At 69.3% G+C, this 13536-nt stretch carries 13 protein-coding genes; 5 read left to right on the forward strand and 8 right to left on the reverse strand.

Annotation, left to right across the window (positions count from 1 at the left end):
• Positions 1–67: 67 nt before the first annotated feature.
• The 7 genes from ACSQ4M_RS17750 to ACSQ4M_RS17780 all read right to left on the reverse strand — a co-directional run bounded on the left by ACSQ4M_RS17750 (position 68) and on the right by ACSQ4M_RS17780 (position 6235).
• Entirely contained in the window at positions 68–232 is a 165-nt protein-coding gene (locus tag ACSQ4M_RS17750) for a DUF1328 domain-containing protein (RefSeq protein ID WP_082524985.1), read from the reverse strand.
• Between the two features lie 160 nt (positions 233–392).
• A complete protein-coding gene (locus ACSQ4M_RS17755) occupies positions 393–1733 on the reverse strand; it encodes a CHASE3 domain-containing protein (RefSeq protein WP_436194035.1) in 1341 nt (446 codons plus the stop codon).
• Positions 1734–1792: 59 nt separating this feature from the next.
• A complete protein-coding gene (locus tag ACSQ4M_RS17760; RefSeq protein ID WP_436190749.1) occupies positions 1793–2170 on the reverse strand; it encodes a response regulator transcription factor in 378 nt (125 codons plus the stop codon).
• A 133-nt stretch (positions 2171–2303) separates the two neighbouring features.
• Positions 2304–2726 (reverse strand): BLUF domain-containing protein, encoded by a 423-nt coding sequence (locus ACSQ4M_RS17765; protein ID WP_436190750.1) that lies wholly within the window; start codon positions 2724–2726, stop codon positions 2304–2306.
• 3 nt (positions 2727–2729) lie between these two features.
• Complete coding sequence (folE, locus tag ACSQ4M_RS17770; RefSeq protein WP_436194036.1) at positions 2730–3467, reverse strand: GTP cyclohydrolase I; 738 nt, start codon at positions 3465–3467, stop codon at positions 2730–2732.
• Between the two features lie 15 nt (positions 3468–3482).
• Positions 3483–5234, reverse strand: a complete 1752-nt coding sequence (locus ACSQ4M_RS17775; protein WP_436190751.1) for an ATP-dependent DNA ligase — start codon at positions 5232–5234, stop codon at positions 3483–3485.
• Positions 5231–6235 (reverse strand): ligase-associated DNA damage response exonuclease, encoded by a 1005-nt coding sequence (locus ACSQ4M_RS17780; RefSeq protein WP_436190752.1) that lies wholly within the window; start codon positions 6233–6235, stop codon positions 5231–5233. Before ACSQ4M_RS17780 ends, ACSQ4M_RS17775 begins: the two co-directional genes overlap by 4 nt.
• A 122-nt stretch (positions 6236–6357) precedes the next feature.
• Here ACSQ4M_RS17780 and ACSQ4M_RS17785 point away from each other — a divergent pair, with 122 nt between their 5' ends.
• Entirely contained in the window at positions 6358–7659 is a 1302-nt protein-coding gene (locus ACSQ4M_RS17785) for an ArgE/DapE family deacylase (protein ID WP_436190753.1), read from the forward strand.
• Here the strand turns inward: ACSQ4M_RS17785 and ACSQ4M_RS17790 are convergent, their stop codons facing one another.
• Positions 7660–8466, reverse strand: a complete 807-nt coding sequence (locus ACSQ4M_RS17790; protein ID WP_436190754.1) for an AraC family transcriptional regulator — start codon at positions 8464–8466, stop codon at positions 7660–7662.
• 241 nt (positions 8467–8707) lie between these two features.
• On the opposite strand from ACSQ4M_RS17790, the gene ACSQ4M_RS17795 reads away from it, so the two are divergent.
• The 4 genes from ACSQ4M_RS17795 to ACSQ4M_RS17810 are packed head-to-tail and all read left to right on the forward strand — an operon-like array spanning position 8708 to position 13496.
• Positions 8708–10297 (forward strand): ABC transporter substrate-binding protein, encoded by a 1590-nt coding sequence (locus ACSQ4M_RS17795; RefSeq protein ID WP_436190755.1) that lies wholly within the window; start codon positions 8708–8710, stop codon positions 10295–10297.
• Positions 10298–10353: 56 nt separating this feature from the next.
• Entirely contained in the window at positions 10354–11562 is a 1209-nt protein-coding gene (locus ACSQ4M_RS17800; protein WP_436190756.1) for a serine hydrolase domain-containing protein, read from the forward strand.
• The gene (locus ACSQ4M_RS17805) at positions 11559–12485 is read left to right on the forward strand and encodes a 2-hydroxyacid dehydrogenase (RefSeq protein ID WP_436190757.1); all 927 of its coding nucleotides are present in this window, start codon (positions 11559–11561) and stop codon (positions 12483–12485) included. The genes ACSQ4M_RS17800 and ACSQ4M_RS17805 overlap by 4 nt, the downstream gene beginning before the upstream one ends.
• 27 nt (positions 12486–12512) lie before the next feature.
• Entirely contained in the window at positions 12513–13496 is a 984-nt protein-coding gene (locus ACSQ4M_RS17810; RefSeq protein WP_436190758.1) for an alpha/beta hydrolase, read from the forward strand.
• Positions 13497–13536 lie beyond the last annotated feature (40 nt).

Raw genomic sequence — 13536 nt, forward strand, 5'->3', positions numbered from 1 at the left:
GCAAAAGACTGGAGGACCGGCGCGCCTGGTGCTCTGGCTGGGCGGCGTCGCCGGTGGCGTGCGGCAGCTAGTTGCGCCGCACCATGCTCACGACGAAGCCCACGATGGCCATGACGGCGAAGATGAAGAACAGGATCTTGGCGATCTCGACGGCTCCGGCTGCGATGCCGCCGAAGCCGAAGACGGCGGCGATCAGCGCAATCACCAGGAAAACGACCGAGTAGTGCAGCATGACGGACTCCTTGTGGCTGTGGATCAAGACCATCGTTGTGGCCTGGTTGCAAGCGTACGGAGCCCGGGGCGGATCGCCGATCAGCGGCCAGCGGCTCGCACCGTCGGTTGCGGTGCGCTGGCTGCGTAGGAGGGTGCCGACCCGGCGGGCCGACGGTGGCTCAGGCGTCGGCCCGCGGCACCTGCGTGCGCAGTGGCAGCGTGGCGGAAATGCGCGTGCCCTGGCCCGCGGTGGAGTGGATGGTCAAGCGTCCGCCGGCCGCCTCGACACGGTGGCGCATGCCGGCCAGGCCGTGGCTGGCCGCCGGGGCCGTGCGGCTGGTGTCGAAGCCCTGGCCGTCGTCCTCGACCTCCACCGTCACGTGGTTGCCGTAGTTCTGCACGCTCACGTGCACCTGCTGGGCCCGCGCGTACTTGCCGATGTTGGTCAGCGATTCCTGCACCAGGCGGTACACGGTGAGCTGCGCGGCCTCGTCGAGCTCGACCGGCTCCAGGCTGGTGGTGACCGACAGCACCGAACGCTCGCCGAATTCGCGCGCCAGGATCTCCAGGGAGGTGACCAGCCCGAGGTTGGTCAGCGAGGAGGGGCGCAGGTCTTCGATGATGCGGCGCTTCAGCGCGATGCCGCTGTTGAGTGTGTCGGTCAGGTGCTGGATGCGCTGCTGCGCATCGGGCGAGTCCGCGCCCAGGCGCGACTTGAGGCGTGCCACGTCGAGCTTGGCGGCCGTCAGCAGCGCGCCGAGCTCGTCGTGCAGCTCACGCGCGAGGTGGCCGCGCTCGCGCTCGCGCACCTCCTGCAGGTGGGTGGCCAGCTCGGCCAGGCTTGCCGTGCGTTCCTTGACCTGCTGGCCCAGCAGGTCGCGCTCGCGTTGCAGGTCTTCCTGCACGCGCTGGTCCACGGCCTGCAGCCGGCGCGTCTGGCGCAGGTACATGTAGAAGGCCAGCAGGCCCACCATGGCCACCAGCGCGATGCCGATGCGCGAGAGTTGCAGCGCCTGGGTGATCTGCGCCTCGCCCGCCGCCTGGCGCAGCAGCGCCGCCTGCAGCAGCTGCGCGGACTGCTCGCGGATCGCATTCATGTGCTCCTGGCCGACGTCGGTGCTGAGCACGAACTTCCAGGCATCCTCGTGGCCCTGCTTGCGCAGGCGCACGCTGACGTCCATCTCGGCCAGCTTGCGCTGCACGTTGCGCGACAGTTCGGCGAACAGCTCCAGCTCGCGCGGGTGCTGCAGGTACAGGCCGCGCAGCGCGTCCAGGTTCTGCGCGATCACCGAGGTGGCGCTTTCGTAGGGTTCGAGGTAGCGCGCGTCGCCGGTCAGCAGGTAGCCACGCTGGCCGGTCTCGGCGTCCAGCATGTGCTGCAGGAGCTGGGTGACGCCGCTGCGCGTCTGCTGCACCTGTGCCATGCTGGACAGCGCGGCCATGGACCGGCTGTGGCCGGTCTCGTTGATCGCGATCAGCACGGCCGCGGCGAGGATCGCCAGCGGCAGGCTGATCGCCATCGTCGGAACGAACAGCCAGCGCGGACGTGCGAAGCGCGGCACGCGTCAGCCCCCCACGCTCAGGCGCGCGACGAATGCTCGACGCAAAAATCGATCAGCGCATCGATCTCGTTGGATTTGTCGAACACCGCATCCACGCCCAGCTGGGCGCAGCGCTTGCGGATGTCGGGCGTGGCGTAGTTGGAGAGCACCACGAGCTTCTGGCTCGGTGCACGGTCCTTGCAGGCGTGCAGGATGCCGAGGCCGCTGCCCTGCTTCAGGAACAGGTCGATGATGGCGAGGTCCCATTGCGGGCCATTCTCCGTGAGCCAGGCCTTGCCCTCGTTCTCGGTCTCGGCGCTGCCCACCGCCTGGATGTTCGCCAATTCCTCCAGGGTCGCGACGAGGTTCTCGCGGATGGTGGCGTTGTCTTCGACGATGTAGGTTCTGAGCGGCACGGCGGTTGGGGTTCTGGCCGCGGGCAGGGGGTGCACCCGCGCTCGAAAGATTGTGCCAGCCTGCCTTCGGCCGACGCGTAGGAGCTTGCCTACACATCGGCAGCTCCGTCTTCCGGGTATACACCCGGCCTTCTCACACCCGCCCGATGATGGAAGCGGTCGCCATCAATTCTTCGAGCAGCGCCAGCGAGACCCTGCCCGACACCGCATAGGGGTCGAGCTCGGCCCGCTCCGAGTACTTGAGCAAGATGGCATGGTTGAGCCGGTTCAGGTTGACCTGGCCCATGGTCCAGCCGCCGAAGCGCCGCTCGCTGATCTCTTCGAAGTGCAGCAAGGCCACGTCCTTGTGGCGCGGATCTTTCTGGATGTGGCCGAACAGCTCGCTGACGGCCATGCGCCCGCCTTCGATGGCCTGCAGGAAGATGCCGCCGCCGTAGCACAGGATCCCGGTGATGCCGCAGCTCGGGTTGTGTTCGCGGGCCTGGGTCAGGATGGCTTCGATGGCGCCGGGGCTGGTGTCCACGGCGCGGCTGGCATAGAGCAGACGGACGAGCATGGCTTACTTCCGGTTGGGGATCAGCGCGAGGAATTCGCGGCGCAGGTTGGGGTCCTTCAGGAACACGCCGCGCATGACCGAGTTGATCATCTTGCTGTCCATGTCCTTCACGCCGCGCCAGGCCATGCAGTAGTGGCTGGCCTCCATCACGATGGCCAGGCCGTCGGGCTGGGTCTTGTCCATGATGAGGTCCGCCAGCTGCACCACGGCCTCTTCCTGGATTTGCGGGCGGCCCATGATCCACTCGGCCAGCCGCGCGTACTTGGACAGCCCGATCACGTTGGTGTGCTCGTTGGGCATCACGCCGATCCAGACCTTGCCGATCACAGGGCAGAAGTGGTGCGAGCAGGCGCTGCGCACCGTGATCGGGCCCACGATCATGAGCTCGTTCAAGTGCTCGGCGTTCGGGAACTCGGTGATGCTGGGAGCCTTGACGTAGCGGCCGCGGAACACCTCGTTGACATACATCTTGGCCACGCGGCGCGCGGTGTTGTCGGTGTTGTGGTCGCGCTCGGTGTCGATGACCATGCTGGAGAGCACGCCCTCCATCTTCTGCGTGACCTCGTCGAGCAGGGCCTCAAGCTCGCCGGGCTCGATGAACTCGGCGATGTTGTCGTTGGCATTGAAGCGCTTCTTGGCCGCGTTCAGGCGTTCGCGGATCTTCACCGAGACGGGCGTGCCCTCGTCGTCGGCGGTGGTCGTGGTGGTGGGGGACAGCGCTGCTGCGCCTGGCGGGTGCATGAGCATCGCGGGATATTAACCCAGGGCCTTCTCTGGCGTGGGTGCCGGCGTGGGGGCCGTGGCGTGCAGCAGATCCTCCAGCTCGGCCAACGTGCCGGCCTCGTGGATGGGTTTGTCCTCGCGGATGCGCAGCATGCGCGGAAAGCGCACCGCGATGCCGCTCTTGTGGCGTGGGCTGCGCGCGATGCCCTCGAAGCCGAGCTCGAACACCAGCGAGGGCACGACGCTGCGCACGGGGCCGAACTTCTCCAGCGTGTTCCGACGGACGATGGCATCCACGCGGCGGAACTCGGCGTCCGTGAGGCCCGAATAGGCCTTGGCAAAGGCCACCAGTTGCAGCGCACCGGGCTGGGCCGGCTCCTTGCGCGCGATCGCGTCGAGCACGGCCTGGGCCTCGGCCGCGTCCTGCGGCGCGCGATTCCAGACGGCGAAGGTGTAGTCGGTGTAGACCGAGGCGCGCCGGCCATGGCCAGCCTGGGCATAGACCAGCACGGCGTCCACGGCCATGGGATCGATCTTCCATTTCCACCACAGGCCGTCCTGCTTGGTGCGGCCGGTGCCGTAGGCGGCGTCGCGGCGCTTGAGCATGAGGCCTTCCACGCCGCGCTCGCGCGATGTGGCGCGCGCGGCCGCCAGCGTTGTCCAGTCGGCGCCTGTGACCAGCGGCGACAGACGCAGCCCGGGGCGGCCTGCCAGCAGCCGCTCCAGTTCGGCGCGGCGCGCGGCCTGCGGTTGGGCGCGCTGGTCCTGGCCTGCCAGTTCGAGCAGATCGTAGGCCACGAAGGACACGGGCGCATCGGCCAGCAGCTTGCGCGGCAGCGTCTTGCGCGCGATGCGCTGCTGCAGCAGGGCGAAGGGCGCAGGCTGCTCCGCCGTGGCCGGCCAGACCAGGATCTCGCCATCGAGCACCGTGCCGTCGGGCAGGGCCTGTGCGGCGACCACGATCTCGGGAAAGCGCTCGGTCACGAGTTCCTCGCCGCGCGACCAGAGCCAGACCTGGCCCGCGCGCTTGACGATCTGGCCGCGGATGCCGTCGTACTTCCACTCCACCTGCCAGTCGTCCGCCGGCCCCAGGCGTTCGGGCAGTCCGGCCAGCGGCGTGTCGAGCTGGTGGGCGAGGAAGAAGGGGTAGGGCTGACCGGGATCGGCCGGGGCGTGCGGGCCGTCTTCGTCCAACGCCGCATGGGTCAGCGCCGCGAAGCGCTCCGGCGTGGGCATGCTGCGCGTGTCGGTGTAGCCCATCATGCGCTGGGCCACGCGCTTGGCGTCCACGCCCGCGTGCGCGGCCAGCGCGCGCTGCACCAGCAGCTTGCTCACGCCCACGCGGAAGCCGCCGCCCACGAGCTTGATGAGCAGGAAGCGGCCCTGCGGATCCAGCTCCTGCCAATAGCCGCGCACGCGCGCCGCCACCTCGGGCTCGGGCAGGCCGCGCAGCGGCAGCAGGCGCTCCTCGATCCAGGCAGCCAGGCCCAGCGCGCTGGCGTCCCCGTCCAGCGGCAGGATGTAGGCGATGGTCTCGGCCAGATCGCCCACGGCCTGGTAGCTCTCCTCGAACAGCCAGTCGGGAATGCCGGCCATCTCGCAGGCGATCGCCCGCAGGCTGGCCGTGCGCACCACCTGGCGCGGCTTGCCGCCGGCCAGGAAGTACACGGCCCAGGCCGCATCGGCCGGCTGGGCCTGCGCGAAGTAGCGCTGCATGGCCTGCACCTTGGCGCTGGTCGAGGTGGTCGCGTCCAGCTCGCTGAACAGGCGCGCGAACAGCTTCATGCGGCCTCGGTTTCCAGCACTTCGTCGCCGTATTCGGTCTGGAAGGCGCCGGCCTCCAGGCCTTGTTCGGCCAGGTAGCGCACCATGGCCGGGATGCTGCCGTGCGTCACGATCACGCGCTGCGCGCCCGTCGCGCCGATGGCGCTGTGCAGGCCGGGCCAGTCGGCATGGTCGCTGAGCACGAAGCCGCGGTCGTAGCCGCCGCGCCGGCGTGCGCCGCGCAGCTGCATCCAGCCGCTCGCGAACGCCGTGCCGACCTCGCCGAAGCGGCGCGCCCAGGTGCTGGCCGCTGCGCTGGGCGGGCACAGCACGAGCGCGCGCTTGAAGACGGCGCGGTCCGTCACCTCGGTGGCCAGCTGCGTGGCGGGCAGAGCCACGCCGGCCGCGCGGTAGGCCCGGTTCAGCGGCTCCACGGCGCCATGCACGACGATGGGGCCGATGGCCGCGTTGACGCCGGCCAGGATGCGCTGGGCCTTGCCGAAGCTGTAGCAGGCCAGCAGGCTGGCGCGGCCGAGCTCGGCATTGGCCTGCCACCAGGCGTCGATCTCGGCGAACAGCTCGGCATCGCTGCGCCAGCGGTAGATCGGCAGGCCGAAAGTCGACTCGGTGATGAACACGTCGCAGCGCTGCGGCGCGAACGGCACGCAGGTCGGGTCGGGCGCCACCTTGTAGTCGCCGCTGGCGACCCAGACCTGGCCGCCATGGGCGAGTCGCACCTGGGCCGAGCCCAGCACATGGCCCGCGGGGTGCAGTGAGATCTCCACGCCGTTGTGGACGATCGGCTCGCCATAGGCCAGGGTCTGCAGCGTGATCTCGCCCAGGCGCTGGCGCAGTACGCCCTCGCCAGGGGCAGCCGCCAGGTAGTGGCCGTGGCCCGTGCGCGCGTGGTCGGCATGGGCGTGGGTGATGACGGCCCGGTCCACGGGCCGCCAGGGATCGATGTAGAAATCGCCGGGCGGGCAATACAGCCCTTCGGGGCGTTGCACCACGAGTTCGGTCATGGGGCAAGATTGTGCGGCTGGCCGGTCTGCGACGAAGAACGGCCCGAACGCAATGGTTGCGTCGGCCATGGGCTCGCACCATTGCAGGCAAGATCCACCCTCCATCCCTGCCGAGTCACGCCATGCACCGAGACCTTCCCACCGAACCCCGCGCCGACGAGGCCGCCATCGTGTCCGCCGCGCGGGCCCTGCGCGACGACGCCATCCAGATGCTGCAGGACCTGGTGGCCCAGCCCTCGCTGCTGGGCCACGAGCAGGGCGCCCAGGACGTCATGGAGCGCGCCTTCCAGGGTCTCGCCCTGCGCGTGGACCGCTTCGCCATCGATGAGGAGCGGCTGCGCCAGCACCCCGCGTACTCGCCGTCCATCGTCTCCTACGAAGGCCGCACCAATGTGGTCGGCATCCACCAGCCGCGCGGCCTCACGCGCGGCAACTCGCTGATCTTCAACGGCCACATCGACGTGGTGCCGGTCGGTGCCGAGGCGCTCTGGTCACGCCCGCCGTTCGAGCCCTTCATCGACGGCGACCGGTTGTACGGCCGCGGAGCCTGCGACATGAAGGCTGGCCTCGTGGCCTACACCATGGCCTTCAAGGCGCTGCAGTCGCTGGGCCTGGAGCCGGCCGCGCCGGTCTACCTGCAGTCGGTGATCGAGGAGGAGTGCACCGGCAACGGTGCGCTGGCCTGCCTGGTGGAGGGCTACCGCGCCGACGCGGCCATCATCACCGAGCCCGTGGGCGGCATCACCACCTGCCAGATGGGCGTGCTGTGGTTGCGCATCGAGGTGCTGGGCAAGCCCGTGCACGCTTCGGTCGCGCAGACCGGCGTGGGTGCGATCGATTTCTCGATGTACCTGTTCAGCAAGCTCAAGGAGCTGGAGGCGCGCTGGAACGCACCCTCGGCGCGCTACCGCTGCTTCGCCCACAACCAGCACCCGGTCAACTTCAACCTGGGCCGCATCGAGGGCGGCGAATGGGCCTCGTCCGTGCCCACGGCCTGCCGCAGCGACATCCGCATCGGCTTCTACCCCGACATCAAGGTCGGCCAGGTCAAGTCGGAGGTCGAGGCCCTGCTGGCCGCCGCCTACGCCGCCCACCCGGCCAGCGCGGCGCTGCAGTACAAGGTGGTCTACGAGGGCTTCCAGGCCGACGGCTTCGATCTGCCGCTGGACCTGCCGGTGATCAAGGCGCTGCAGCAATGCCACCAGGACATCGCGGGCGCGCCGCTGCTGCCCTTCGCGTTCACGGGCACGACGGACGCCAAGTTCTTCAACCTCTACGGCGACACACCCTCGGTTTGCTACGGCCCCACGGGCGCGAGCTACCACGGCATCGACGAATGGGTCTCGCTGGCCAGCCTCATGGAGGTCACGGCCGTGCTGGCCGTGTTCATGGCGCGCTGGTGCGGCGTGAATCCGCGCGCCTGATCAGTCCAGGGCGGCGTCCTGCCGCCCGAGGTAGTGCCGGGGCGTCCTGCCCATCACGCGGCGGAACATGGCCGTGAACGCGCTGGGACTGTCGTAGCCCAGGTCCAGCGCCACCGTGGTCACGGGCTGGCCCAGCGACAGCCGCGTCAGCGCTTCCATGAGGCGCACCTGCTGCAGCCACAGCGTGAGCGTGATGCCGGTCTCCTGGCGGAACAGCCGCGTGAGCGTGCGCCGGCCCAGTGCGCCGATGCGGGCCCAGTCGTCCAGGTCGCCGCCCTGGCCCGGATCGGCCAGCAGCGCGCGGCAGATCTTGAGCAGGCGCGGGTCGCGCGGCATCGGGATGTGCAGCGGCATCTTGGGCGCCGCGCAGATTTCGTCGAGGATCAAGCGCATCACGCGGCCGTCGCGGCCGTTCTCGTCGTAGAGCAGCGGGATCTGCGTGGCCTCCAGGATGAGCTGGCGCATCAGCGGCGACAGCTCGATCACGCGGCAGTCGTCCGGCAGGCCGGGTGAGGCGTCGGGCTGGATGTAGAGCGAGCGGTTGGACACCGCCTGCCCGCGCGCATGCATCTCGTGCACCACGCCGCCAGGCACCCAGACGGCACGGTTGGGCGGCACCAGCCAGGTGCCCTCGGCCGTGTGCAGCGAGAAGATGCCCTTGACCGCCACGGCCAACTGGGCCTTGGGGTGCGAGTGCGCGGGCACGATGACGGCCGGCTCGGGCTCGTGCTCCACGATGATCATCGAGACCGGCCGGGGCACGAACTGGTAGGCGTGGAAGGTGTCGCTACGGCTCAGGTCCTGCATGGTGGTGCTCCGCAAAACATCTTGGGTGTCGTCCGGACAAAGCCAACGCAGGCGCATTTTCCGTGCCACGGCCGCGCATGCTGCCTGGGCGCAAGCCCATCGGTCAAGCCGTTCGCGTGGATGGCCCGCGCGGAACAGAACTTGGCTCGAACCCGCCAATCCTGCCGCGGTCCCGTTCCTACACTGGGTTCGTCGCCGGCTGCATGCGCTGGCCGGCGCTCCCTTCCACCGAGGACGCACCATGAAGAAACGGGATTTCCACAAGTTCGCGCTCGCCGCTGCCGCGATGGGCCTGGCCGACATTCCGCTGGGCATCACGCGGGCCCACGGGCAGACCCGCGGCGGCACGCTGAACTCCATCGTGCAGCCCGAGCCGCCCATGCTGAACCTGGCCGTGAGCCAGCTCACGCCTACGCAGATGGTCTCGGGCAAGATCTTCCTGAGCCTCTTGACCTACGACGTCAACCTCAAGCCGCTGCCCAGCCTGGCCAAGAGCTGGACCGTCTCGCCCGACGGGCTGACCTACACCTTCCAGCTCGAACCCAACGCCAGGTGGCACGACGGCAAGCCGCTGACGGCCGAGGACGTGGTCTACACCGCACGCGAATTCCTGCCCGTGACCCACCCGCGCGCACGCGACATCTTCGGCCGTTGCGAGTCCATCACCGCGGCCGGTGCGCACACCGTGGTGTTCAAGCTCAAGGCGCCGTTCGGTCCCTTCCTGAGCGCCTTCGACATCTCCAACCTGCCGGTCATGCCCAAGCACATCTACGCAGGGACCGACCTGGCCAAGAACCCGGCCAACCTGAACCCCATCGGCTCGGGGCCCTACAAGCTCAAGGAATGGGTGCGCGGCTCGCACATCCACCTGGTGCGCAACGACGACTACTTCAAGCCTGGCCTGCCGCACCTGGACGCCATCATCTACCGCGTGATGCCCGACGGCGCCTCGCGCGCGCTGGCCATCGAGAAGAGCACGGTGCAGCTCACGCAGTGGACCGACCTGGAACTGTTCGACGCCCAGCGCATCGCCAAGCAGTCCAACCTGGCCATGACGACCAAGGGCTACGAGTACTTCGCACCCATCATGTGGCTGGAGATGAACAACCGCACGGCGCCCATGAACGACAAGCGCTTCCGCCAGGCGGTCATGCACGCGATCGACCGCAACTTCATCAAGGACCGCATCCTCTACGGCTTCGGCAAGGTGGCGACGGGGCCGGTCAACTCCAAGACCAGGTTCTACGAGCCGGACGTCAAGAAGTACGACTTCAACGTGGCCAAAGCCACAGCGCTGCTCGACGAGATGGGCCTCAAACCCGACGCCAAGGGCATCCGCGCGCGGCTGCGCTTTCCGGTCTCGCCCTATGGCGAGATGGTGCAGCGCTCGTGCGAGTACATCCGCCAGTGCCTGTCCAAGATCGGCGTGGCCGTCACGCTGGAATCCACCGACCCCGGCAGCTACACGCAGCGCATCAGCCAGTGGGACTACGACCTGAACCTGTCCTGGCTTTACCAGTTCGGCGACCCGGCGCTGGGCGTCACGCGCAACTACGTGACATCGAACATCCGCAAGATCCTGTTCACCAACACCGTGGGCTACTCCAACGCCGAGGTCGACCGCCTGGCCGATGCCGCGGCCACCGAGACCGAGGACGCCAAGCGCCAGGTGCTGTACAGCCAGATGCAGAAGCAGCTGGTGGAAGACGTGCCGATCGCCTGGCTCGTGGAGATGGAGTTTCCGACCATCCATGACAAGCGCATCCAGAACCTCGTGACCACGGCCATCGGCATCCACGAGAGTTTCGACCAGGTCTCGTTCAAGGCATGAGCATGGCCCGGCCGCCCGAAGGCGCTCGCTCCGCAGGCGAAGCCGAAGGTACTCCAGTGAGCACGGCCCCCACCGTGGAACTGGGCTGGCGCATGGGCGCGCCGGACCTGGCCGACGATCCCGAGGCCTGGTCCTGGCCGCGCGTGCGCGAGCGCTTTTGCAGCATGCGCGGCGCCATCCCCACTGCCAATGTCTGGCGCGGCGCAGGCCCCGCGGCGGTGCTGCCGCGCGCGCTGCGTGACGACATCGACGCTGTGCGCTTCACGCCGCTGGGCGGCAGCGAGACCATGCGCTGGGATGCCTCGCTCGCGGCCAACCGCACGGATGGCATCCTCGTGCTGCACCGCGGCCGCATCGTCTACGAGCGCTACGACGGCCCGTTGAGCGCCGAGCTGCCGCATGTGTGCATGTCGGTCACGAAGTCGCTGGTCGGCACGCTGGCCGCCGCCGAAGTGGCCGAGGGCCGGCTCGACCCGGCCGCGCCGGTCGGCCGCTACGTGCCCGGCCTTGAGGGCAGCGCCTGGGCCACGGCCACGCTGCGCCAGGTCATGGACATGACGACGGCGCTGCACTACGACGAGGACTACACGCGGCCCGATGCCGAGGTCTGGGCCTACCTGCGCGCGGCCGGCCAACTGCGGGCCGAGCCCGGCGTGCCCGTGCCGCGCGGCATCCACGCCTTCCTGCGCACGGTGCGCGCGAACGGAGCGCACGGCGAAGGCTTCACCTACAAGACCGTCAACACCGAGATGCTGGCCTGGGTGCTGCGCGAGACCACCGGTCTGCCGCTGGAGCAGCTCGTGTCCGAGCGGCTGTGGGCGCCCATGGGCGCCGAACAGGACGCCTACTTCGGCGTGGACGCGCTGTGCCTGGCCGGCGCGGGCGGTGCGCTGAGCGCCACGCTGCGCGACCTGGCCCGCTTCGGCGAGCTGATGCGCTGCGGCGGCGTCTTCAACGGCCGGCGCATCCTGCCGCAGGCTGCGGTCGAGGACATCGCGCGCGGCGCCAGCCCCGCAGACTTCCGTCGTGCGGGCTACGCACTGCTGCCGGGATGGAGCTACCGCGCCATGTGGTGGGTCACGCACAACGCGCATGGCGCCTACTGCGCGCGCGGCATCCACGGCCAGGGCATCTACATCGACCCGCGCGCCGAGATGGTGATCGCGCGCTTCGCCTCGCACCCGGGCGCGGGCAATGCCAAGCTCGATCCGACCACGCTGCCGGCCTACCACGCGCTGGCGCAGCACCTGGTGGCCAACCCATGACGCGCGTCGCGCTGCTGAGCCGCTCGGTCGACCTGGACTTCCTGCGTCCGCTGCTGCTGGCGCAGGACGCCAGCCTGGACATCGCCACCTGGCCCGATCCGCGTTGCCTCCAGGCCGAGGTGGCCGTGTGCTGGCAGACGCCGCCCGGCCTCTACGCGCGGATGCCCAGGCTGCGGCTGGTGCACAGCATCGCCGCCGGCGTGGACAACGTGGTCGACGGCCAGGCGCTGCGCGGCCTGCCGGTCTGCCGTGTCGTCGATCCGCTGCTGGCCCAGGGCATGCTGCAGTACGTGCTCTGGGGCGTGCTGCACTTCCACCGCCACTTCGACCGCGCGCTGGCCAACCAGCGCCGCGCGCACTGGCAGCGCCATGCGCAGGCCCCGGCGTCCGATTGCCGCGTGGGCCTCATGGGCCTGGGCGAACTGGGCGGCCTGGTCGCGCAGCAGTTGGCGGCCATGGGCTATGCCGTGGGTGGCTGGTCGCGCACGCCGCGCAGTCTGGATGGCGTGCAGACCTTCAGCGGAGACCCGGGCCTGCAGCCCTTCCTCGCGCGCACCGACGTGCTGGTCTGCCTGCTGCCCTTGACCGACGCCACGCGCGGCATCCTCGGCGCGGACTGTTTCGCGGCGCTGCCGGCCGGCGCCGCGTTGATCCACTGCGGCCGCGGCGAGCACCTGGTGCAGGGCGACCTGCTGGCCGCGCTCGACAGCGGTCACTTGCGCGGCGCCGTGCTCGACGTGTTCGAGACCGAGCCCTTGCCGGCCGAACATCCGCTGTGGCACGCGCCCGGCGTGGTCGTGACGCCGCACATGGCCTCGATGGCCGGCTTCGACGTGGTCGTGCGCCAGATCGCCGACAACGTGGCGCGGTTGCGCGCCGGTGAGCCCCTGCAACACCAGGTCGACACCGTCCACGGTTACTGAACCCATCTTCTTTCCATGCCTTGCACCATGCACATCGCTCCCGAATTCAAGGCCGCCATGCACGGCACCCATCCCGCTCCGCTGGACCCCAAGGTGCGCGCGTTCGTGCGGGGCATGGCGGCCGACGCAGGCAAGTTCCCGCGTCGCGACACCGTGTCCATCGCCGAAGGCCGCGACATCGCAGAGAAGGTGCGTGCGCCCTGGGCCAAGGGCGGCCCGGCGATGGCGCGGACGCAGAACCTGCCCGTGCCCACGCGCCATGGCGAGGTGCAGATCCGTGTCTACACCCCGGCCGAACGCCGCCAGCCCGGCGCCTTCATCTACATCCATGGCGGCGGCTACGTGCTGTTCAGCAACGACACGCACGACCGCCTGATGCGCGAATACGCCCAGCGTGCCGGCATGGTCGTGGTCGGCATCAACTACACGCGGGCGCCCGAGGCGCGCTTTCCGCAACCCATCGAGGAGTGCATCGACACCGTGCGCTGGCTGCGCGCCAACGGCGCGGCGCTGGGCTTCGACGCGGGCCAGCTGTTCATCGGCGGCGACTCGGCCGGCGGCAACCTCGCGCTGAACACCTGTCTGCACTTCCGCGATGCGGGCGAGGCGGTGTTCCGCGGCATGGTGCTGAACTACACGGGCTTCTCGACCAACCTGTACCGCGACTCGGTGGTGCGCTACGGCGCCGGCGACTACGGCCTGTCGCTGCACATGATGGTCTGGTTTTTCCGCAATTACCTGCGGCGCTTTGATGACTTCCACGACCCGCGCATGAACCTGCTCGCGGCCGATCTGCACGGCATTGCGCCGGCCTACCTGGCCATCACCGAATGCGACCCGCTGTACGACGACAACATCGACATGGTGGCCAAGATGCAGGCAGAGGGCGTGGACGTGGCCTCCAAGGTCTACAAGGGCACGGTGCACAGCTTCCTGGAGGCCGTGTCCATCGCGCCGGTGGCCGACGAGGCGTTCGACGACACCGTGCGCTGGATGGCGAACAAGGCCTGAGCATGACCACACCACAGGCCTGCGCCCGGCCCGCAAGGGC

It is taken from the genome of Pseudorhodoferax sp. LjRoot39, assembly GCF_964253035.1.
In the GTDB taxonomy this organism is placed as follows: Bacteria; Pseudomonadota; Gammaproteobacteria; order Burkholderiales; family Burkholderiaceae_C; genus Pseudorhodoferax.

Bases quoted from the DNA above. Each gene is read 5' to 3' on its own strand.
- ACSQ4M_RS17750 (WP_082524985.1), bottom strand. From the start codon at position 232: ATGCTGCACTACTCGGTCGTTTTCCTGGTGATTGCGCTGATCGCCGCC.
- ACSQ4M_RS17755 (WP_436194035.1), bottom strand. From the start codon at position 1,733: ATGGCGATCAGCCTGCCGCTGGCGATCCTCGCCGCGGCCGTGCTGATC.
- ACSQ4M_RS17765 (WP_436190750.1), bottom strand. From the start codon at position 2,726: ATGCTCGTCCGTCTGCTCTATGCCAGCCGCGCCGTGGACACCAGCCCC.
- folE (WP_436194036.1), bottom strand. From the start codon at position 3,467: ATGCACCCGCCAGGCGCAGCAGCGCTGTCCCCCACCACCACGACCACC.
- ACSQ4M_RS17775 (WP_436190751.1), bottom strand. From the start codon at position 5,234: ATGAAGCTGTTCGCGCGCCTGTTCAGCGAGCTGGACGCGACCACCTCG.
- ACSQ4M_RS17780 (WP_436190752.1), bottom strand. From the start codon at position 6,235: ATGACCGAACTCGTGGTGCAACGCCCCGAAGGGCTGTATTGCCCGCCC.
- ACSQ4M_RS17785 (WP_436190753.1), top strand. From the start codon at position 6,358: ATGCACCGAGACCTTCCCACCGAACCCCGCGCCGACGAGGCCGCCATC.
- ACSQ4M_RS17790 (WP_436190754.1), bottom strand. From the start codon at position 8,466: ATGCAGGACCTGAGCCGTAGCGACACCTTCCACGCCTACCAGTTCGTG.
- ACSQ4M_RS17795 (WP_436190755.1), top strand. From the start codon at position 8,708: ATGAAGAAACGGGATTTCCACAAGTTCGCGCTCGCCGCTGCCGCGATG.
- ACSQ4M_RS17805 (WP_436190757.1), top strand. From the start codon at position 11,559: ATGACGCGCGTCGCGCTGCTGAGCCGCTCGGTCGACCTGGACTTCCTG.
- ACSQ4M_RS17810 (WP_436190758.1), top strand. From the start codon at position 12,513: ATGCACATCGCTCCCGAATTCAAGGCCGCCATGCACGGCACCCATCCC.